General features: G+C 71.9%; 15 protein-coding genes and 1 pseudogene. 9 read left to right on the forward strand and 7 right to left on the reverse strand.

All coding sequences use genetic code 11. The features are described 5' to 3' along the window. Positions 1 to 786 (reverse strand): DUF4239 domain-containing protein, encoded by a 786-nt coding sequence (locus ACIP84_RS36215; RefSeq protein WP_355960144.1) that lies wholly within the window; start codon positions 784 to 786, stop codon positions 1 to 3. Between the two features lie 168 nt (positions 787 to 954). Beyond that, complete coding sequence (locus ACIP84_RS36220; protein WP_355960142.1) at positions 955 to 2,217, reverse strand: hypothetical protein; 1,263 nt, start codon at positions 2,215 to 2,217, stop codon at positions 955 to 957. A gap of 256 nt (positions 2,218 to 2,473) precedes the next feature. On the opposite strand from ACIP84_RS36220, the gene ACIP84_RS36225 reads away from it, so the two are divergent. Next, on the forward strand, positions 2,474 to 3,676 hold the full coding sequence (locus ACIP84_RS36225; protein WP_401804105.1) for a serine hydrolase domain-containing protein: 1,203 nt from the start codon (positions 2,474 to 2,476) through the stop codon (positions 3,674 to 3,676). On the opposite strand, the gene ACIP84_RS36230 is transcribed toward ACIP84_RS36225, so the two are convergent. Further along, positions 3,673 to 4,617: an FAD-dependent oxidoreductase gene (locus tag ACIP84_RS36230; RefSeq protein ID WP_401804155.1), complete on the reverse strand. Its 945-nt coding sequence runs from the start codon at positions 4,615 to 4,617 to the stop codon at positions 3,673 to 3,675. The two genes, ACIP84_RS36225 and ACIP84_RS36230, sit on opposite strands and share 4 nt — an antisense overlap. Positions 4,618 to 4,891: 274 nt before the next feature. Between ACIP84_RS36230 and helR the strand changes: the two genes are divergently transcribed. Continuing rightward, positions 4,892 to 7,087, forward strand: a complete 2,196-nt coding sequence (helR, locus tag ACIP84_RS36235; RefSeq protein WP_401804108.1) for an RNA polymerase recycling motor ATPase HelR — start codon at positions 4,892 to 4,894, stop codon at positions 7,085 to 7,087. A gap of 145 nt (positions 7,088 to 7,232) precedes the next feature. Next, positions 7,233 to 7,652 (forward strand): hypothetical protein, encoded by a 420-nt coding sequence (locus ACIP84_RS36240; RefSeq protein ID WP_401804109.1) that lies wholly within the window; start codon positions 7,233 to 7,235, stop codon positions 7,650 to 7,652. A gap of 21 nt (positions 7,653 to 7,673) precedes the next feature. On the opposite strand, the gene ACIP84_RS36245 is transcribed toward ACIP84_RS36240, so the two are convergent. Further along, on the reverse strand, positions 7,674 to 8,165 hold the full coding sequence (locus tag ACIP84_RS36245; RefSeq protein WP_355960128.1) for an SRPBCC domain-containing protein: 492 nt from the start codon (positions 8,163 to 8,165) through the stop codon (positions 7,674 to 7,676). Between the two features lie 538 nt (positions 8,166 to 8,703). Between ACIP84_RS36245 and ACIP84_RS36250 the strand changes: the two genes are divergently transcribed. Further along, positions 8,704 to 10,458, forward strand: a complete 1,755-nt coding sequence (locus ACIP84_RS36250; protein ID WP_401804111.1) for a glycoside hydrolase family 35 protein — start codon at positions 8,704 to 8,706, stop codon at positions 10,456 to 10,458. 39 nt (positions 10,459 to 10,497) lie between these two features. Here ACIP84_RS36250 and ACIP84_RS36255 read toward each other — a convergent pair whose 3' ends face one another. Beyond that, complete coding sequence (locus ACIP84_RS36255; RefSeq protein ID WP_401804114.1) at positions 10,498 to 11,349, reverse strand: helix-turn-helix domain-containing protein; 852 nt, start codon at positions 11,347 to 11,349, stop codon at positions 10,498 to 10,500. 242 nt (positions 11,350 to 11,591) lie between these two features. Here ACIP84_RS36255 and ACIP84_RS36260 point away from each other — a divergent pair, with 242 nt between their 5' ends. Then, positions 11,592 to 12,257 (forward strand): DUF4097 family beta strand repeat-containing protein, encoded by a 666-nt coding sequence (locus tag ACIP84_RS36260; RefSeq protein WP_401804116.1) that lies wholly within the window; start codon positions 11,592 to 11,594, stop codon positions 12,255 to 12,257. A gap of 82 nt (positions 12,258 to 12,339) precedes the next feature. Here the strand turns inward: ACIP84_RS36260 and ACIP84_RS36265 are convergent. Beyond that, positions 12,340 to 12,549 (reverse strand): annotated as a pseudogene (locus ACIP84_RS36265) (RICIN domain-containing protein); the annotation flags it as partial. 16 nt (positions 12,550 to 12,565) lie between these two features. Then, positions 12,566 to 13,549, reverse strand: coding sequence for a LacI family DNA-binding transcriptional regulator (locus tag ACIP84_RS36270; protein WP_355960371.1), 984 nt, complete (start codon positions 13,547 to 13,549; stop codon positions 12,566 to 12,568). Between the two features lie 316 nt (positions 13,550 to 13,865). On the opposite strand from ACIP84_RS36270, the gene ACIP84_RS36275 reads away from it, so the two are divergent. The 4 genes from ACIP84_RS36275 to ACIP84_RS36290 all read left to right on the forward strand — a co-directional run bounded on the left by ACIP84_RS36275 (position 13,866) and on the right by ACIP84_RS36290 (position 18,728). Then, positions 13,866 to 14,792: a sugar ABC transporter permease gene (locus tag ACIP84_RS36275; RefSeq protein WP_355960115.1), complete on the forward strand. Its 927-nt coding sequence runs from the start codon at positions 13,866 to 13,868 to the stop codon at positions 14,790 to 14,792. 4 nt (positions 14,793 to 14,796) lie between these two features. After that, positions 14,797 to 15,834, forward strand: coding sequence for a carbohydrate ABC transporter permease (locus ACIP84_RS36280; RefSeq protein WP_401804117.1), 1,038 nt, complete (start codon positions 14,797 to 14,799; stop codon positions 15,832 to 15,834). 109 nt (positions 15,835 to 15,943) lie between these two features. Further along, positions 15,944 to 17,281 (forward strand): ABC transporter substrate-binding protein, encoded by a 1,338-nt coding sequence (locus ACIP84_RS36285; protein WP_401804120.1) that lies wholly within the window; start codon positions 15,944 to 15,946, stop codon positions 17,279 to 17,281. Positions 17,282 to 17,447: 166 nt separating this feature from the next. Beyond that, positions 17,448 to 18,728, forward strand: coding sequence for a radical SAM protein (locus tag ACIP84_RS36290; protein ID WP_355960368.1), 1,281 nt, complete (start codon positions 17,448 to 17,450; stop codon positions 18,726 to 18,728). Positions 18,729 to 18,802: the final 74 nt, after the last annotated feature.

Below are 18,802 nucleotides of genomic sequence, written 5' to 3' on the forward strand. Positions count from 1 at the left end.
CTACCAGTAGCGCTCCAGGGCCCCCTCCTTGTACGGGGCCGGGCTGACGCTGAGTTCGCCGGCGAACGGCCGGTCGAGGACGAAGACCAGGAGCAGGCTGAAGCCGATCAGGGCGGCGACGGAGGCGACGAAGAGGAGCTGGATCCGCAGCTTGCGCATGCCGTACAGGAAGGTGAGCGGGATCAGGACGAAGGCGCCGCCGAAGGCGAGGACCTGGAGGAGCGGCGGAAGTTCCTGTTCGGCCATGGTGAGGCGGGCCCGGCGCTGCGACGCCACGCCGTTGAGGTGACTGACGGCCTCCTCGTAGAAGACCTCTTCGCGCGGGGTCTTGGGGTCGTACGCCTGGAGGACGTCGTAGACGGTCTGGAGCTTCGCGGCGGTGGCCCCGTAACTCGGCTGCCCCTCCCGCATCCGGGGCCACTGGACCTCGACGACGGAGTGGACGTAGCCGCTGAGCGCCTCGTCGACGCGGGCGCGGACCGGGGGCGGGAAGGCGGCGGCGTCGCGGGCGATCAGCGCGACGTCGGTGGCCTCGGAGGCCACGATGGTCTGCGTGCTCTCCAGCTGCGTCCAGAGGGTCACGATGACGAAGGCGAGGATGATCCCGTAGATCGCACCGAACATGCCCAGGGTCACCCCGACCATGTCGTTGTGCTCTCCGTCGGACAGCGACGGGTGCCTGCGCCGCAGGATCACGCTGCCGGCCACCGCCACGAGGACGGTTCCGCCGACGGTGACCACGGCCAGGGTGAAGGTGCTGAATTGGTTGAGCAGCCAGAGCGACATGTGCGGGAAGTCTAGGGATTCGGCCACCGTCGCCCGGCGCACGCGCGGCGCCCGTTCCTCGCCGCGATCGCCGGAGCGCGCGCCTGCGCGCGGGTGCGCGCCGCGGAGGTCCGCACCGAGGTTCACACCATCGAGTGAGCGGGCCGGGGGCGTACTCCTGAGGGCAGGTCAGTCGGGGGTGCTCTGCCGGCCCGCCTCGTCGTCGACGGCGTACGGGTGGACGTAGCGGTCGTCGTCGAACGGGGTGAACCAGGTGCCGATCGCCGGCGGGGTGACGCCCGTGCCGGCGAGGGCGGGGTCCTCGTCGACGCCGTCCTGCGCGTCGTCGTAGAGCCACTCGAAGTCCGTGTCCTCGTACACCTCGTCGGCGAGGCGGCCCAGGGCCTCCGCGACGTCGTCGCCGAGGAGCCCGTACAGGTCGAGCGTGGAGTGCGCCTGCTGCAGGAGCAGTTTCAGTACGAGCTCCTCCGCGAGGCAGCCGAGCTCGCGGAAGCTCCCGTCGGTGAACCGGGTGGTCAGGGCTATCGCGGTCACCAGGAAGCGGCGCGCGAAGAGTTCGTCGTACGCGAGGCCGTAGCGCGGCGGAAGCTCGGCGAGGTGCCAGAGCTCGGCCCGGCACTCGGCGACGTTGGTCTCCTCGTCGGCGAGGGTCTGGACGTCGTCGTACAGCTCGTCGATGAGGACCTCCGAGGCGTAGACCAGGGCGCCGGCGGCCAGTTCCTCGGCATCGGAGCCGATGCCGGCCGCCGGGCCGTCGCGCTCCGGCGGCACCTGCTGATCGTCGTGCTCCTCCCGGCCCCTCGGCTCCTCCCGGCCCCTCGGCTCCCCCTGGTCCCTCGGCTCCCCCCGCTCCCCGCTGTCCACGCCGCCGCCGAAGAAGAGGGGGACGAAGGAGATCAGGCGCGGGGCCAGGGCCCGTATCTGGGCCTCCAGGTCGGCCTGCTCCTCGTCGTCCCCGCTCCCGTCGTCCGCGCCGTCGAGGGGGTGGGCGGTGTGCGTGGCGTCGGCGGGGCCGGTCCCCGACGTGTGGTGGGCGCGGCGGGCCCGCAGGTCGCTGGGCGGCGCGTCCGGCCCGTCGGCGGCCTCCAGGCTCTCGCGGGTCAGATCGATGTGGAGTTTCACCTCGCTGCTCTCGACCACCCAGTCGTCGAGGAGCTCGGAGCGTTCGAGGACCTCCGCGGCGACGGAGCCGACGGCGTCCTCCGCGGTCTCCAGGGAGGGAGCGTGGACGAAGACCTTGACGATCGATCCGCGCGGGTGGACGGCGACGATCGTCTCGAGGACGTCGACCTCGACCCCGTCGGGCCCCTCGATCGCCTCCACCGCGTCGAAGCCGTGCTCCAGGAGTGCGGACGCGCCGACCTGTTGCAGCGCGTCCAACTCGTCGGCAGCGTCGGGCAGGCACATTTCCACTGTTACGACGTAGCTCACGTCGGCAAGCGTGCCAGGCGAGGGCCCGTCACCGGGGCGGAATCCCGAGGGAATCCGGGCCTGTGCGCGAGTTCCTTCCGCCCCGGCGGGTGCCCTCCGGTCAGCGCCGCCGAAGCGGGTGCGGCCGCCCCGGTGACCCCGATGGCGCCGAACGAGTGGACTTGGCCGGTGGTGGGGCGGGGCGGGAGGCCGGCCTGCGGGGTGGCGGTGGTGATGTGGCCGTCCCTGACCGTGACCCTGGAAGAGGTCTGTCGACATGCGACGTACCCCCTATCGCCGATTGTTCGCCGCGACGGTCCTCGTGGCCTCCGTGCTCGCGCCGATGGCGGCGACTCCCGCCACCGCCGTCCACGCCGCGGCCGTCGTCGACCGGCACGGTGACGACGACTGTCCGCCCGGGGGGCTGGGGCCCGAGCTGACCGCCCGGCTCGACAAGACGATCGCGGACGTCCGCGAGCAGGCCGGCATCCCCGGTGTCGTGGTCGGGATCTGGATGCCCGGCAAGGGGAGCTACGTCCGGGCCACCGGAGTCGCCGACAAGGCCACCCGCGAGCCGATGTTCGCCGACTCCTTCGTCCGGATCGGCAGCGAGACCAAGACCTTCACGGTCACCGCGCTCCTCAAGCTCGTCGACGAGGGCCGCGTCGGCCTCGACGACCCGATCGCCCGGTACATCCGCGGCGTCCCCAACGGCCACCGGATCACCTTGCGTCACCTCGCCGAGATGCGCAGCGGCCTCTTCCCGTACGCCGCGGACGCGGACTTCGTCCACGACCTGCTGAGCGACCCGCAGCGCTCGTTCACCCCGTGGGAATCGCTCGCGTACGGCTTCAAGCACAAGAACACCTTCAAGCCCGGCGCGCAGTTCCAGTACTCCAACAGCAACCTCGTCCTCCTCGGCCTCGTGATCGAGAAGGTCACCGGTCAGCGGCTCGAGGACTTCATCGACCGGCGGGTGCTCCGCCCGGCCCACCTGCGGCACACGCTCTTCCCCGAGGGCCCCGAGTTCCCCGAGCCGCACGCCCGCGGCTACACCGACCAGACGCTCGACGGCACGACCGCGGACGCCACCGACTGGAACCCCAGCTGGGCCTGGGCCGCCGGCGCGATGATCTCGAACCTGCACGACCTGCGCCGCTGGGCCAAGATCGTCGCCACCGGCGAACTGCTGAGCCCCGAGACGCAGGCGCAGCGCCTCAAGACGCTGCCGACCGGCTTCCCCGGCCTGAGCTACGGCCTCGGGATCTTCGACGCCAACGGCTGGATCGGGCACAACGGCTCCATCCCCGGCTACGAGACCGTGACGGTCTACCTGCCGTCCGAGAAGGCCACCATGGTCCTCATGCTCACCACCGACTCCACGGTCGGGGGCCAGGAGCCGTCCACCCTGCTCGCCCGGGCGGTCACGGCGGTCATCACCCCGGACCACGTCTACGACGGTGCCGTGTCCCCGCGTTAGGGCTGCCGCGTGAGAGACGCGTAGTACGCCTGCAGCGCCGCCTCGCTGCCCGAACCCATCGCGGTCATGATCCGCTGGAAGCGGGCGGCGCGCAGGTCACCGGCCACGAGGACGCGGGGGTGCTGGTCCGCCGGCCGGCAGTAGCCGTCCTGGTCCCGGACGAGGCGGCCGCCCGGGGCGGTGGGTGCGCTCCCGATGCTCACGTACGCGGCGTCCGCCGTGACCGTACGCCGGTCCCCGTCCCGGCACGTCAGCTCCGCCGTCGTCCCTTCCGGACCGTGCCGGGTCAGCGTCACGTGCTCGACGGGGAGGAGCGTGACCCGCGGGTCGTCGCGGACCTCCTCGATCTTGTACCCGTCCGCCTCGGGGTACGCGACGAGGAGGCGGGGCCCGGTGGCCGGGTGGGCGCGGAGGAACGTGCCGATCGGCCGGTCGCCGCCCAGGACGAGGATCGTGCGGGCTGCCACGTCGGCGGCCGCGTCCGCCTGCCAGAGCGGGGGCAGCGTCAGCCCGCGCGGGGCGGTGATCCAGGCGGCGTCGCCGGGCTGGGCGGGGGCCACGCCGGTGGCGATCACCGCGTACGGGGCCGTGAGGACCTTCCCGCTCCTGCCGGCGTCCGGCGCGACGGTGACACCGGCGGTGACGGTGACCAGGACCCGGTCGCCGTCGGCGTGAACGTCCGTGACACGGCTGCCCAGTTCGAGGCGGCAGAGCTTCGTGCTCCTGATCTCCGCCGCGATGGAGTCGGCGAGCTCCCGGCCGTCGGTCCAGCCACCGAGCACGTTGTCCAGCGCGGGGATCCGGTGGAGGGTGCGGCAGAGCGCGTCCGGCTCGATCAGGACCGTGCGCATGCCCACGCCGGCCGCCGTACGGGCGGCAGCGCAGCCTGCCGGGCCGCCGCCGACGACGATCAGGTCGGTCGCGTCGTCGGCGTCGGACACCGGGGCGGGGGGACCTGTGGGGGCGGGGGCACCTGTGCTGGACGCTGTCTCGGCCATGACGCCATTGCAGCACCGGGACGGGCAGTTCGGGGCGCCGCCGGTGGCACGGCGCCTGAAACCGGCGGCGGGGACGGCCCAAAAGGAAGGGCGAGAAGGTGTACTCACCTCTCGCCACTTACAACTTATAGCGCACAGGGGGGCTTGCGGCAAGGCCCCCGGCGTACCGCAGAATCACTCTCCTCAGCCCCGGACCTGCAGAAATGAGACTCACCCAGTGCGTGTGCTTTCGTCGGTGGACCAGTCGCGCGGCACCAGTGCCTTCGACCTTCCCGACCGCCTCTCCCCCAAGGCCGACCCGGCTCTGATCGCCGGTGACGAGCGGCACTTCGCGGCCATCGCGAAGAGCCTCGAAGAGACGATCGCCGAACTGTCCGACCGGCTCGACGCCACGCGCAAGGCCCCCGGCGGCGCCGGGCGGGAGGCGATGGACCGCGACGCGGAGATCCACCGGCTGACCGGGCGCCTGCGCACCCTGCGCCGCTTCGGCCTCGACCTGTGCCTCGGACGCATCGTCGCCGCGGAGGGTACGGAGGGGGTGGACGGCGGCGACGGCGCGGAGCCCGTGTACATCGGGCGTCTCGGCCTCACCGACAGCACCGGCCGTCGTCTTCTCGTCGACTGGCGCTCTCCCGCGGCCGAACCGTTCTTCGCGGCGACCCACGCCGACCCGATGGGGCTTTCGAGCCGCCGCAGGTACCGCTGGAGCGGCGGCCGGATCAGTGACTACTGGGACGAGGTGTTCACCGCCGACGGCCTCGACGGGCACGCGGCACTCGACGACCAGTCCGCGTTCATCGCCAGCCTGGGCGGCAGCCGTTCGCCCCGGATGCGCGATGTGCTCGCCACCATCCAGGCCGACCAGGACGCCGTCATCAGGGCGGGCTCCCGGGGCACCCTCGTCGTCGACGGCGGACCGGGTACGGGAAAGACCGTCGTCGCGCTGCACCGCTCCGCGCATCTGCTGTACGCGGACCCGCGCCTCGGGCACCGTCGGGGCGGAGTGCTGTTCGTCGGCCCGCACCAGCCGTACCTGGCGTACGTCGCCGACGTCCTCCCCAGCCTCGGCGAGGAGGGCGTACAGACCTGCACCGTGCGGGACCTCGTCGCCGAGGGCGCCAAGGCGGCGGCCGAGCGCGACCCGGAGGTGGCGCGGCTGAAGTCGTCCGCCGGCATGGTGCGGGCGATCGAGGCGGCCGTCCGGTTCTACGAGGAGCCGCCCACCCGCGGGACGACGGTCTCGACCGACTGGGCCGACGTGCGGCTGACCGCCGCCGACTGGGCCGAGGCGTTCGAGGCGCCGGAGGCGGGGACGCCCCACAACGAGGCGCGCGAGCAGATCTGGGAGGAGCTGGGCTCGATCCTCCTGGGCAAGCTCGGCGACGAGGTCCCGGAGGACGAGTTCCGCCGGGCGCTGCGGCAGGACGAGGAGGTGGCCGGGGCCCTCCACGGCGCGTGGCCGCTGCTCGAGGCGACCGACCTGGTCGGCGACCTGTGGTCGGTCCCCGCGTACCTGCGGAAGTGCGCCCCGTGGCTGGACCGCGAGGAGGTCCGGACGCTCCAGCGGGAGGACGCGCAGGCCTGGACGGTGTGCGACCTGCCGCTCCTGGACGCGGCGCGGCAGCGGCTCGGCGACCCGGAGGCGGCTCGGCGCCGGCGTCGGCAGCAGGCCACCGTCGCCGCCGAACGGGCCCGGATGGCCGACGTCATCGCCGACGTCCTCGCCGCCGACGTCGACGGCGAGGGCGCGGTGACGATGCTGCGCGGGCAGGACCTCAAGGACAGCCTGGTCGACGAGGCCGCGCTGCCCGGCGTCGAGCCCGACCTGCTGGCCGGCCCCTTCGCGCACATCGTGGTGGACGAGGCACAGGAACTGACGGACGCCGAGTGGCAGATGCTGCTGCTCCGCTGCCCGTCCCGCAGCTTCACCGTCGTCGGTGACCGCGCGCAGGCGAGGCAGGGCTTCACGGAGTCGTGGCAGGAGCGGCTTGAGCGGGTCGGGCTCGACCGGATCACCGTGGCGTCGCTGAGCATCAACTACCGGACGCCGGCGGAGGTCATGGCGGAGGCGGAGCCGGCGATCCGGGCGGCGCTGCCGGACGCGAACGTGCCGACGTCGGTCCGCAGCAGCGGTGTCCCCGTCGTCCACGACTCGGTGACGGAACTGGACGCGATCCTCGACGAGTGGCTCGACGCCCACGCCGACGGGACCGCGTGCGTCATCGGCGATCCCCGGTTCCGGCCGAGGCCTCGTGTGCAGTCGCTCACGCCGAGCCTGTCGAAGGGCCTGGAGTTCGACCTGGTCGTCCTCGTGGACCCGGAGAAGTACGGCGTGGGCATCGAGGGGGCGGTCGACCGCTATGTCGCGATGACCCGCGCGACCAGGCAGCTCGTCGTCCTCACCAGCGCCTGACGGCGAAGGAGACCGCGTCCGGAGGTCCGGCCCGGCACCTGCCCGGGTGCCGGGCCGGACCTCCCGTGCCTCCGTGGGGCGAACCGGTGTCGTGCGTGGGCGCGCCATGGACGTTCCTGCGATGACATGACGTATCGATAGGTGCATGACTCAGACACGTGCACACGCCGCCGCTCCCGTTCTCCACGACCAGGTCGTTCCCGGTGGGGAGTGCCCCGAGGTCGCGTCGCTTGTCGCGCCGTACCTGCGCATCATCCGTTCCGCTCTTCCCCCCGTAGAGGCGGAACGATTCTTCGTACGGGCGCTTGACGCGCACGAGGAGGAGCGGCGCCGGGCGGACGCCCCTCAGCTCGGGTTCAGCGCGTATCTCTCGGACGGTCTCGGGGAGACCTGGGGCGGATCCCTGGCGCACACCTCCGCCTGGGAGGCCATGCAGGCCATCCGCCAGCTCGTCCGCAAGGCCCCGCGCGCGGACCTCGGCGCGTACCTGCGACTCGGCCTCCGGCTGGTCCGCGAACTCGGCACCGCGGCCCCGGGCCGCACGCCGGTACCGGTGGGCGCCTGACCCCGCGCCCGCGTCCGGCGCTCAGCCCTCCGAAGGGTTGCGGTCGCTCTCCGGCCTGTCCCGCAGCCAGGTGTCCGGGCCGGGGTCGCCTCCCTCGGCCCGGGTCGCGAGCCGGTCCACGTAGTGCTGCCAGCTCTCCGCGTGGACCTCACAGGCCTCCGTGGAGGGCAGTCCGCTGTGGATCAGGCGTAGGAGGGTGCCGTCCGGGGTGGGCGCGAGGGTGATCTCGATCGTGCTGGATCCCGGTGGGACGGGCAGGGGGCCGGACTCCCAGCCCCAGCTGAAGACGATCCGGCGGTGCGGGTCGACGGTGATGAACCGGCCGGAGGCGATGCTCTCCCCGGTGACCCGGGTGCGGTACGAACCGCCCGGCTCGAAGGAGAACGAGCCGTCGGCGCCCATCCACGACAGCCACTTCTCCCGGTCGGCGAGGAAGCCGAAGACGGTCTCGGGGCGGGCCGCGATGCGCCGCTCCAGGGTGACGGTGTCCATGGGGGTCGGGGGGATCGTCATCAGGGCTTCTCGCTTCGTTCGACCTCTTCGGCGAGCCGGGCCCGGGTGTCGGGCCCGGGTGGCCCGGCGAGCCGGGCCCGGGGCGTCGGGCCCGGGGGTCGGGCCGGGGTGTCGGGCCCGGGTGTCGGGCCGGGGTGTCGGGCCCGGGTGTCGGGCCCGGTGGACCGCCCGGTCCCTCCTTGCGCAGCGTAACGAGACCGGCCTCCCTCAGCACGTCGAGGCGTCTTCGACTGCGCCGCCGCGGGCCCCGGCACCACGCCTTCGAGGGGAGCGCTGCTCCGCGAGGTGCCCCGTCACGTCCGGCCGGACTTCGGCAACGCCCCCCGCCTGACCTGCGAGGAATCCGCCCCGCGTGCGCTCGGCCGGCCGCCGGGGAGGCCGACCGCGCGTTCGCCGCCTCGGCTTCGTAGGTCGACGACCGGAGCCGGGCCCGAATCCCCTTCCCGGACCTCCGGTGCGTCGCGGGGTCTTGCCCTGTGAGTATGTTTACGTAAACATAGTCACAGCAGCCATCCCCGAGCACAGGAGCCGCCACCCCATGCCCGTTCTCCAGACAGACAAGGCCGGTTTCCTGCTCGACGGCCGACCCTTCCGGCTCCTGTCCGGCGCGCTGCACTACTTCCGGGTCCACCCCGGGCAGTGGGCCGACCGTCTCCGCAAGGCCCGCCTCATGGGGCTCAACACCGTCGAGACCTACGTCCCCTGGAACCTCCACCAGCCGCGACCCGACACCTTCCGCCTCGACGGCGGCCTCGACCTGCCGCGCTTCGTCGAACTCGCCGCCGCCGAGGGGCTGCACGTCCTGCTCAGGCCCGGCCCGTACATCTGCGCCGAGTGGGAGGGCGGCGGGCTTCCGTCCTGGCTGCTCGCCGAACCGGACATACGGCTCCGCTCCCGCGACCCCCGGTTCCTGGCGGCGGTCGACGACTACCTCGGCCGCCTGCTCACACCCCTCCGGCCACACCTCGCCTCACAGGGCGGTCCGATCCTCGCCGTACAGGTGGAGAACGAGTACGGGGCGTACGGCGACGACACCGCGTACCTGCAGCATCTCGCCGACTCCCTGCGCCGCTGCGGGGTCGACGTCCCCCTGTTCACCTGCGACCAGCCGGTCGACCTGGAGCGCGGCGCCCTGCCCGGTGTCCTCGCCACGGCCAACTTCGGCAGCCGCTCGGCACACCATCTGGCCGACCTGCGCGCACAGCGTCCCGAAGGGCCGCTGATGACATCGGAGTTCTGGATCGGCTGGTTCGACCGCTGGGGCGCGCACCATGTGGTCAGGGACCCGGACGCGGCGGCCCGGGAGCTGGAAGAACTGCTCGCCACCGGCGCGTCGGTCAACTTCTACATGTTCCACGGCGGCACCAACTTCGGCTTCACCAACGGCGCGAACGACAAGGGGACCTACCGCCCCACCGTCACGTCCTACGACTACGACTCCCCCCTCGACGAGGCGGGCGACCCCACGGCGAAGTACACGGCCTTCCGTGACGTCATCGCCAGGTACGCCCCCGTTCCGAGCGAGCCGGTACCCGCCGCCGGCCCCAAACTCGCGCTTCCGCCGCTGGTGTTGACGGAGAGCGCCGAGCTGTTGCGGCACGCGGCCACGCTCTCCCCTTCGACCGTGGAGTCACGCCGCCCGCTCACGATGGAGGAGCTGGAGCAGGACTTCGGTTTCGTCCTCTACGAGACGACGCTGCCCGTCAGGGGTCCTGCGCTCCTGGAGATCGAGCAGGTCCGCGACCGTGCCCAGGTGTTCGTCGACGGGCAGCCCGTGGGTGTGCTGGAGCGCGAACTGCACGAGCACGCCCTGGCGTTCACCGTGCCGAGGGCGGGCAGCACCCTCACCGTCCTCGTCGAGAACCAGGGGCGGGTGAACTACGGGCTGGGCATCCACGACCGCAAGGGCCTGCTCGGGAAGGTCCTCCTGGACGGCGTCGAGCTCGCCGGCTGGACCAACCGGCCTCTCCCCCTGGCCGACCCGGCCGACGTCCCCTTCGCACCCACCACGGCGACGCCTGTGGGACCGGCCTTCCACCGGGCCTACTTCGACCTGGACGAGACCGCCGACACCTTCCTCCACCTGGACGGCTGGACCAAGGGCAACGCCTGGATCAACGGTTTCCCGCTGGGCCGCTACTGGTCCCGGGGGCCGCAGCGTTCGCTGTACGTCCCCGCCCCGGCGCTGCACCACGGCGCGAACGAGCTCGTCGTCCTCGAACTCCACGCCGGCCACCGGGCGCGTACGGTCACCTTCCGCGCGACGCCGGACCTCGGCCCGACGGAGGAGTAGGACCCCCTCGGGCCGTGCCGCCCGGGGGCGTCGCCGACATCACGGACGCGTGACCTCCGGTGCCGTCGCCTCCGGCCCTGCCGTCGCGGGCGTGATCGTCGTCGCGGGCGTCGTCGCGGACACGGGCGCCGTGGTCGCGGGCGTCGTCGCGGACACGGGCGCCGTGGTCGCGGGCGTCGCCGTCGCGGGCTTCGCGGAGAGGATCCCGCGGGCCTGCTCCGCGGCACGGGCGGTGCTCTCGGAGACGAACTCGAGGAAGCGGGCGATGCCCTCCAGGCGGGCACCGGCCGGCGTGTCGGGGCCGAGGACGCCCACGCCCTGCCGTGCGGTCTCGACGATCTGGAGGGCGGCGCGGGCGCTGGCCATCATCGACTGGTACCAGATGTCGTCGTCGACGACATAGCGCTCACGACGGCGCTCGTCGCGCTCGCGGCGGACGAGCCCCTGACCGTCGAGGAACGCGATCGCCTTGGAGATGGACGCCGGGCTGACCTGGAGGTGCTGGACCAGCTCGGACGCGGTGAGGCTGCCCGAGTCGGTGAGGCAGAGACAGGCCATCACCCGGGCCATCATCCTGGGCGTCCCCGACTGTATGAGGACGGTCGTGAAGATCTCCTCGAACGCGCGCACCGCTTCGGCGTCGCGCCCGTCCGCCCGCACGGGCGCCTTCGCGTCCCTGGACGCGGCCTGCTTGCGGCGGGCCCGGTGCTCGGTGGCCCGGTGGGCGAGGTCGGAGCGGTAGGCCGTGGGGCCGCCGTTCCGCATGACCTCCCGTGTGATCGTCGAGGTCGGACGGTCGAGACGCCTGGCGATCTCGGCGTAGGCGAGGCCGTCCGCCAATCCCAGCGCGATCTGCTGACGTTCCTGCTGGGTGAGCCTGCCTCCCGGCATCGGGTCTCCTTCGTGGTACGCGGGACCCCACTATAGCGTTCACCGTCACTCCATTGCAACGACCCACACCCAGCGTGTTGCATTAAGCTCAGACCCATTGCAATGAAATCTCGCCTTTCACCTGCACTGATGCGATCCCTGCGCAACGAGTCTGTTGCCAGCTTTATGAACGCAACGTAGCTTTTCCCTCATCGGAAAGAGCGCGGCCCAAGAGCGGGCCCGCCCCAAGAAGGAGAAGAACCGTGCAGAAGTTCGCCACCACCGCCGCCATCGCCGCCGTCCTCGACATCCCGGCCGGCCGCATCCAGCTCATCGCCTCCGACCGCGCCGACGCCACCGTCGACATCCGCCCCGCGAACGCCGCCAAGAGCGCCGACGTGAAGGCGGCCGAGCAGGTCACGGCCGAGTTCGCCGACGGCGTCCTGCGGATCGTCGCCCCTCCCGCCAAGAACAAGATCCTCGGCGACTCCGGCTCCGTCGAGGTGACCGTCCAGCTCCCCGCCGGCTCCCGCGTCGAGGCCAAGGCCGCCGCCGCCGAACTCCGGGGCGTCGGCCGGCTCGGGGACGTCGTCTTCGAGGCCGCGCAGGGTCCGGTCAAGCTCGACGAGGCGACGAGCGCCCACCTCACCCTGCTCGCCGGTGACATCTCGGTCGGCCGGCTGGGCGGTTCCGCCGAGATCCGCACCCAGAAGGGCGACCTCCGTGTCGCCGAGGCCGTGGGCGGCACCGTCGTCCTGCACACCGAGGCGGGCGACATCGCGGTCGGCGCCGCCCGCGGCGTCTCCGCCACCCTCGACGCCGGCACCGGCTACGGCCGCGTCCACAACGCCCTCGCCAACACCGGCAACCCGGCCCTGACCCTCCACGCCACCACCTCCTACGGCGACATCACCGCCCGCAGCCTCTGATGCGGACCGCCCGAGGGCGGCGTCCTCCGACCGGATGTCGGAGGACGCCGCCCCGTCGGCGTTCGCCGGAGCGCCGTGCCCGTCAGCCGAACCGCAGCTGCTGGTTCGTGCCACCGGTACAGATGGACTGGCGCAGGGCCGCCCCGTCGGCCCTCGAAGACCCCGTCACCTCCAGGCACTTGGCGCTGTGTCGCACCACGAGCGTGACGTGGCCGGTGGCGGCCTGCCGTACCGCCCACTCCTGGTTCCGGCCGCCGTCGCACCGGTACCGGAACACCTGCGCGCCGTCGGCGGCGTCCCGCCCCGGCTCATCGCCCCGGCGCCCCCGTGCTCGCCCGCTCCGTCAGGGTCGTCGGGACGAGCCGTACCCCCGTGACCGTCTCGCCGCGCAGCTCCCGCAGCACCGCGTCCACGCACAACTCGCCCACCTGGGCGAAGTCCTGGCGCACGGTGGTCAGCGGCGGGATGAAGGAGGCCGCCTCCGCGATGTCGTCGAAGCCGACGACGCTCACGTCCTCGGGCACCCGCCTGCCCCGCTCGTGGAGGGCCCTGAGCACGCCGAGGGCCATCTGGTCGTTGGCCACGAACACCGCACCGCAGTCGGGCTCGTCGGCGAGCCGGAGCCCCGCCTCGTAACCGGACTCGGGTGTCCAGTCCCCCCGCAGGACGGGCGGCACCTTCCGGCCCTCCTCGCGCAGGACCGCCTCCCAGGCCTCCGCACGACGGCCGGCCGCGAAGGACTCCTCGGGGCCCGCGACGTGCCAGACCGTGGTGTGCCCGAGGTCGAGGAGGTGCCGCACCGCCGAGCGGGCGCCCTGCCGTTGGTCCGTGTCCACGACGGGGAAGCGGCCGGTGGCGTCGGAGTCCACGACGACCACCTTGACGTGCGGGGGAAGGGTGAGGGACGCGGTGTCGAGGAGGTGGACCTCCATGATGAGCACGACGGCGTCGACGGCCAGTTCGTCGAGCCGGGTGAAGGCGCCCCGGACGTTGTCCTGGGTGGGCGCGTCGAGGGGGATGAGGGTGACCGCGTAGCCCGCTCGGGAGGCCGATCCGGCGATGGCCTCCAGGGTGCGGACGTTGCCGGTGCTGGAGAGGCCCATCGTGATGACGCCGATGGCCCGGAAGTCGCCGCGCTTGAGGGCGCGGGCCGCGCTGTTGGGCCGGTAGCCCAGTTCCTTCATGGCGTCGAGGACCTTCGCGCGGGTGCTCTCGACGACGGCCGCGTCGCCGTTGGAGACGCGCGAGACCGTCTGCGAGGAGACCCCCGCGAGCTGGGCGACGTCCGCCATGGAGACCCGGCGCGGCCTGCCGCGGCCTCCTCGCGGGCCGTCGCCGCCGGCCGTCGCAGAGCCGCCTGCCGTGTTCTTCTCCGCCACCCGAATCCCTCTCGTTCACCGCTGCTTCACGCTTGACGCCCCCCAGTGGGAGTGTCACCATCACGCTACCGATGATTACGTAAACATTTCTCGTCGGCCAGCCCACGCGGGGCCGATTCCCGGCCGCCAGGCCCTCTCGCCTCGCCCACGCCACCGCCCCGCCGCCCCGCCGCTCCGCCCCGCTCCCCGTCTCTGGACCCGCTCGGTCACCGACGCAAGGAACCCCGCCATGACGCTCCTGTCGACGCGCGCTACGGCAGCACCACCGCCCCGCCCACGAGCCCGCTTCCGTCTCCGCAAGGAGGCCCTCGTGGGCTGGGGTTTCGCCGGCCCGTTCGTCGCGGTCTTCGGCCTCGTCTTCCTCGCACCGATCGGATACGCGCTGTACCTGAGCCTCTTCCAGGACCGGCTCATCGGCGGCACCTCCTTCGTCGGCCTCGACAACTACGGCAAAGCTCTCACCGACCCCCGCTTGTGGGAGGGGGTGACCCGGGTCGGCCTCTTCCTCCTGGTCCAGGTGCCCGTCATGCTGGGCATCGCCCTGCTCGTCGCCCTCGCGATCGACAGCGGCCGGCTCTACGGCAGGGCCTTCTTCCGCGTCTCGATCTTCCTCCCCTACGCCGTGCCCGCCGTCGTCGCCAGCCTCATCTGGGGCTTCATGTACGGCACGCGGTTCGGCCTCGTCGGGAACGTCAACGACACGTTCGGGATCTCCCTGCCGGACCCGCTCTCCCCCTCCCTGGTCCTCGCCTCCATCGGCAACATCGTGACCTGGGAGTTCGTCGGCTACAACATGCTGATCCTCTACGCCGCGCTCAAGGTCGTCCCCCGCTCGCTCTACGAGGCCGCGGCGATCGACGGCGCCGGCGAGTGGCGGGTCATCACCTCGATCAAGCTGCCCGCGATCCGCGGCGCGCTCGTCATCGCCACCATCTTCTCGATCATCGGCAGCTTCCAGCTGTTCAACGAGCCGAGCATCCTGCAGAAGCTCGCCCCCAACGCGATCACCAGCGACTTCACCCCCAACCTCTACACGTACTCGCTGTCCTTCTCGGGGCAGCAGCACAACTACGCGGCGACCGTGGCGATCGTGATGGGTGTCCTCACCGCGATCATCGCCTACGCGGTCCAGCTGCGCGGCATGCGGAAGGGCTGAGCCGATGACCACCCCCCTCACCAGCACGGCCTCCGGGTCCGGTACGCCGACCGCCCCGCGTACACCCGGCGCCACCCCGGAAGCCCGCCCCCGTACGGACGCCGGAACCCGTACGGACGCCGGGACCCGCACGGACGCCGGGGCCCGCACCGGCGCCGGCACCGCCAGGCGCCGGAAGCGCACCCCGCACACCCCGCTCAACCCCCGCCCCAGCGTGCCGCTGACCCTCGTGACCGGCCTCGTCCTCGTCTACACCCTGCTGCCGCTCGCCTGGCTGGTCGTCAACGCCACCAAGGACCAGAACGGGCTGCTCGACTCCTTCGGACTCTGGTTCGCCGACGACAGCCACTTCTGGGACAACATCGGCCGGACCCTCGCGTACGACGACGGAGTCTTCGTCCGCTGGCTGCTGAACACCCTGCTGTACGTCGTCGCCGGCGCGGGCGGCGCCACGATCCTCGCCGTCCTCGGCGGGTACGCCCTCGCCACGTACGACTTCCCGGGCCGCCGGGCGGTGTTCGCGGTGGTCCTCGGGGCCGTGGCCGTGCCCGGCACCGCCCTCGCCGTCCCCACCTTCCTGATGTTCAGCAACATGGGCCTGACGAACACCCCGTGGGCCGTGATCATCCCGTCCCTGATCTCGCCCTTCGGCCTCTATCTGATGTGGGTCTTCGCCGCCGAGTCCGTCCCCACCGAACTCCTGGAGGCCGCGCGCATCGACGGCTCCGGAGAGCTGCGCACCTTCTTCACGATCGCGCTGCCGCTGCTGATGCCCGGGACGGTCACGGTGCTGCTGTTCTCGATGGTCGCGACCTGGAACAACTACTTCCTGCCGCTGATCATGATCAAGGATCCCGACTGGTACCCGCTGACCCTCGGCCTCAACGCCTGGAACGCCCAGGCCCAGACGGCGGGCGGCGAGGCCGTGTTCGACCTCATCATCACCGGCTCCCTGCTGACGATCGTGCCGATCGTGGCCGTCTTCCTGCTGCTCCAGCGGTACTGGCAGTCCGGCCTGGCCGCGGGCAGCGTCAAGGAATAGCGCCCCCGCCCCTCCGCCCCGCCCCTCCTTCACTCGTTGACCCCTCCTCTCCTTCACTCCTCCTCGCCTCCCCTCCTCACCGCCGTACCCTCGACCAGGAGCACAGCCCATGAGAACGCACATCACCCGCCGACTCCTCGGCGCCCTCGCCGTCGTCTCCACGCTCGCGCTGACCGCCACGGCCTGCGGCTCCGACGCCACGGACGGCGGTGGCGACAGCGGACCGAAGGACGTCGCGGCCGCGCTCGCGAAGGGCGGCAAGGTGACCGTGTGGGCCTGGGAGCCCACGCTCAAGAAGGTGGCGGAGGACTTCGAGAAGAAGTACCCCGCGGTCGACGTCGAGCTGGTCAACGCGGGCACCGGCGACAAGCAGTACACCGCCCTGCAGAACGCGATGGCGGCCGGCTCCGGCGCCCCCGACGTGGCACAGGTCGAGTACTACGCCCTCGGCCAGTTCGCCATAGGGAAGTCGGTCGAGGACCTCGCCTCCTACGGCGCCCAGAAGTACGGCACGACCTTCACCTCGGGCCCGTGGAACGCCGTCACCGAGGACAAGGCGATCTACGCCCTGCCCATGGACTCGGGCCCCATGGCGTTCTTCTACAACAAGAAGGTCTTCGACAAGCACGGCGTCAAGGTGCCGACGACCTGGGACGAGTACGTGGAGGCGGCCCGCGCCCTCCACAAGGCCGACCCCAAGATCTTCATCACCAACGACACCGGTGACGCCGGTGCCACCACCAGCCTCATCTGGCAGGCCGGCGGCCGCCCGTACCGGACGGACGGCACCGCCGTCACCATCGACTTCGGCGACGAGGGCACCAGGAAGTACACCGCGACCTGGCAGAAGCTCCTCGACGAGAAGCTGGTCGCTCCGATCAGCTCGTGGAACGACGCCTGGTACAAGGGCCTGGCCGACGGTTCCCTCGCCACCCTCTCCATCGGCGCCTGGATGCCGGCCAACCTGACGTCCGGGGTCGCCTCCGCGTCGGGCGACTGGCGGGTCGCACCGCTGCCCCAGTGGACGAAGGGCGACAGGACGAGCGCGGAGAACGGCGGCAGCTCGCTCGCCGTGCCGAAGGCCGCCAGGAACAAGGAACTCGCCTACGCCTTCACGGAGTTCGCGACCACGGGCGCCGGAGCCCGTGCCCGGGTCGCCGCGGGCGCCTTCCCCGCGACCCGCGCGGACCTGGAGTCGAAGGCGTTCCTCGACACCCCCTACCCGTACTTCGGCGGCCAGCAGGCCAACCGGATCTTCGCCGAGTCCGCCCGCAACGTCGGCGAGGACTGGTCCTACCTGCCGTACCAGGTGTACGCGAACTCGATCTTCAACGACACCGTGGGCAAGGCGTACGTCTCCCCCACCACGCTCGCCGACGGCCTGAAGCGGTGGCAGGAGGCCGGCGTGACGTACGGCAACGACCAGGGCTTCACCGTCAACAAGTAGCCGGCGGGGCGCAGCGGTGTCTCTCCGGCCGCCCGGCGGGTCCCGGTCGACGAGACCGACGCACGCGCGCGTAGCGTGAGGTGTGTCGGCTCCCGTCGTCTCTCAACCTGGAGATCCGCCTGTGTCCAGCGCCGCCCCGACCCGTACCGCCGTCGTCGAATCGCTCATGGACCGCTTCCCCGGAGTCCCCGCGGAGGCCGTGTTCAAGGAGGACCTGCTGCGCGGCGGGCTCGCCTTCGACCCGTCCGCGCTGAGCGGCAACGAGGGGGGCGAGGTGAAGCCGAAGTCGTACTTCATCTTCTCCTTCGACCATCGCACGCTGCCGGAGCTCGGGGAGGCGGCGCTGAACCGCCCGCCGGAGGAGATCGTGCTCACGGGCGGGCCGTACGGGCTCCGCCGCACGGTGGTGTCGGTACGGGTCAACCCGTCGTCCCCCTACCGGGTGGCGCCGGACGGCGACGGGGCGCTGGCGCTGTTCCTCGACGGCGTCAGGATCGCCGACGTGGGTCTGCCGCCGATGCCGGAGTACTACCGGCACCCGCTGGCGAACGGCAAGTCCGTGATGGAGGTCGCGCCGACCATCCAGTGGGGCTACCTGATCTATCTGACGGTCTTCCGGGTCTGCCAGTACTTCGGCGCCAAGGAGGAGTGCCAGTACTGCGACATCAACCACAACTGGCGCCAGCACAAGGCGGCGGGCCGCCCGTACACCGGGGTGAAGCCGGTCGACGAGGTCCTGGAGGCCCTGGAGATCATCGACCGCCACGACACGGCCCGCACCTCCACCGCGTACACCCTCACGGGCGGGGCGGTCACGTCCCAGGTCGGCGGGAAGGACGAGGCGGACTTCTACGGGCAGTACGCGCGCGCGATCGAGGAGCGGTTCCCCGGCCGCTGGATCGGCAAGGTCGTCGCGCAGGCGCTGCCGAAGGAGGACGTGCAGCGGTTCCACGACTACGGCATCCGGATCTACCACCCGAACTACGAGGTGTGGGACCGTCGGCTGTTCGAGTTGTACTGCCCCGGCAAGGAGCGCTACATCGGCCGGGACGAGTGGCACCGCCGGATCCTCGACTCCGCCGAGGTCTTCGGGCCCCGCAACGTCATCCCGAACTTCGTCGCGGGCGTCGAGATGGCCAAGCCGTCCGGCTTCCTGACGGTCGACGAGGCGATCGCCTCGACCCGGGAGGGCCTGCGGTTCTTCATGTCGCGCGGGATCACGCCCCGGTTCACCACCTGGTGCCCGGAGCCGACGACTCCGCTGGGCCGGGAGAACCCGGACGGGGCGCCGCTGGAGTACCACCTGCGGCTGCTGGAGGCGTACACGGCCACGCTGGAGGAGTACGGTCTGGCGGCGCCGCCCGGGTACGGGCCGGCAGGTCCGGGGCGCGCGGTGTTCTCGGTGAGCTCCTTCATGGACGCGCTGCCGCCGGCCCCGGGCGAGTAGCCGGGCGCGGGAACGCGAAGGAGCCGGCACCCCCTGGGGGGGTGCCGGCTCCTTCGCGTGGCGGGATCTGGCTC

Origin of the sequence: Streptomyces sp. NPDC088707, from assembly GCF_044752725.1 — a bacterium.
Lineage (GTDB): Bacteria > Actinomycetota > Actinomycetes > Streptomycetales > Streptomycetaceae > Streptomyces.

Excerpts from the sequence above, each read along its gene's own strand:
- ACIP84_RS36215 (WP_355960144.1), bottom strand. The coding sequence starts at position 786 with ATGTCGCTCTGGCTGCTCAACCAATTCAGCACCTTCACCCTGGCCGTG.
- ACIP84_RS36225 (WP_401804105.1), top strand. The coding sequence starts at position 2,474 with ATGCGACGTACCCCCTATCGCCGATTGTTCGCCGCGACGGTCCTCGTG.
- ACIP84_RS36240 (WP_401804109.1), top strand. The coding sequence starts at position 7,233 with ATGACTCAGACACGTGCACACGCCGCCGCTCCCGTTCTCCACGACCAG.
- ACIP84_RS36245 (WP_355960128.1), bottom strand. The coding sequence starts at position 8,165 with ATGACGATCCCCCCGACCCCCATGGACACCGTCACCCTGGAGCGGCGC.
- ACIP84_RS36250 (WP_401804111.1), top strand. The coding sequence starts at position 8,704 with ATGCCCGTTCTCCAGACAGACAAGGCCGGTTTCCTGCTCGACGGCCGA.
- ACIP84_RS36255 (WP_401804114.1), bottom strand. The coding sequence starts at position 11,349 with ATGCCGGGAGGCAGGCTCACCCAGCAGGAACGTCAGCAGATCGCGCTG.
- ACIP84_RS36270 (WP_355960371.1), bottom strand. The coding sequence starts at position 13,549 with ATGGCGGACGTCGCCCAGCTCGCGGGGGTCTCCTCGCAGACGGTCTCG.
- ACIP84_RS36275 (WP_355960115.1), top strand. The coding sequence starts at position 13,866 with ATGACGCTCCTGTCGACGCGCGCTACGGCAGCACCACCGCCCCGCCCA.
- ACIP84_RS36280 (WP_401804117.1), top strand. The coding sequence starts at position 14,797 with ATGACCACCCCCCTCACCAGCACGGCCTCCGGGTCCGGTACGCCGACC.
- ACIP84_RS36285 (WP_401804120.1), top strand. The coding sequence starts at position 15,944 with ATGAGAACGCACATCACCCGCCGACTCCTCGGCGCCCTCGCCGTCGTC.
- ACIP84_RS36290 (WP_355960368.1), top strand. The coding sequence starts at position 17,448 with ATGGACCGCTTCCCCGGAGTCCCCGCGGAGGCCGTGTTCAAGGAGGAC.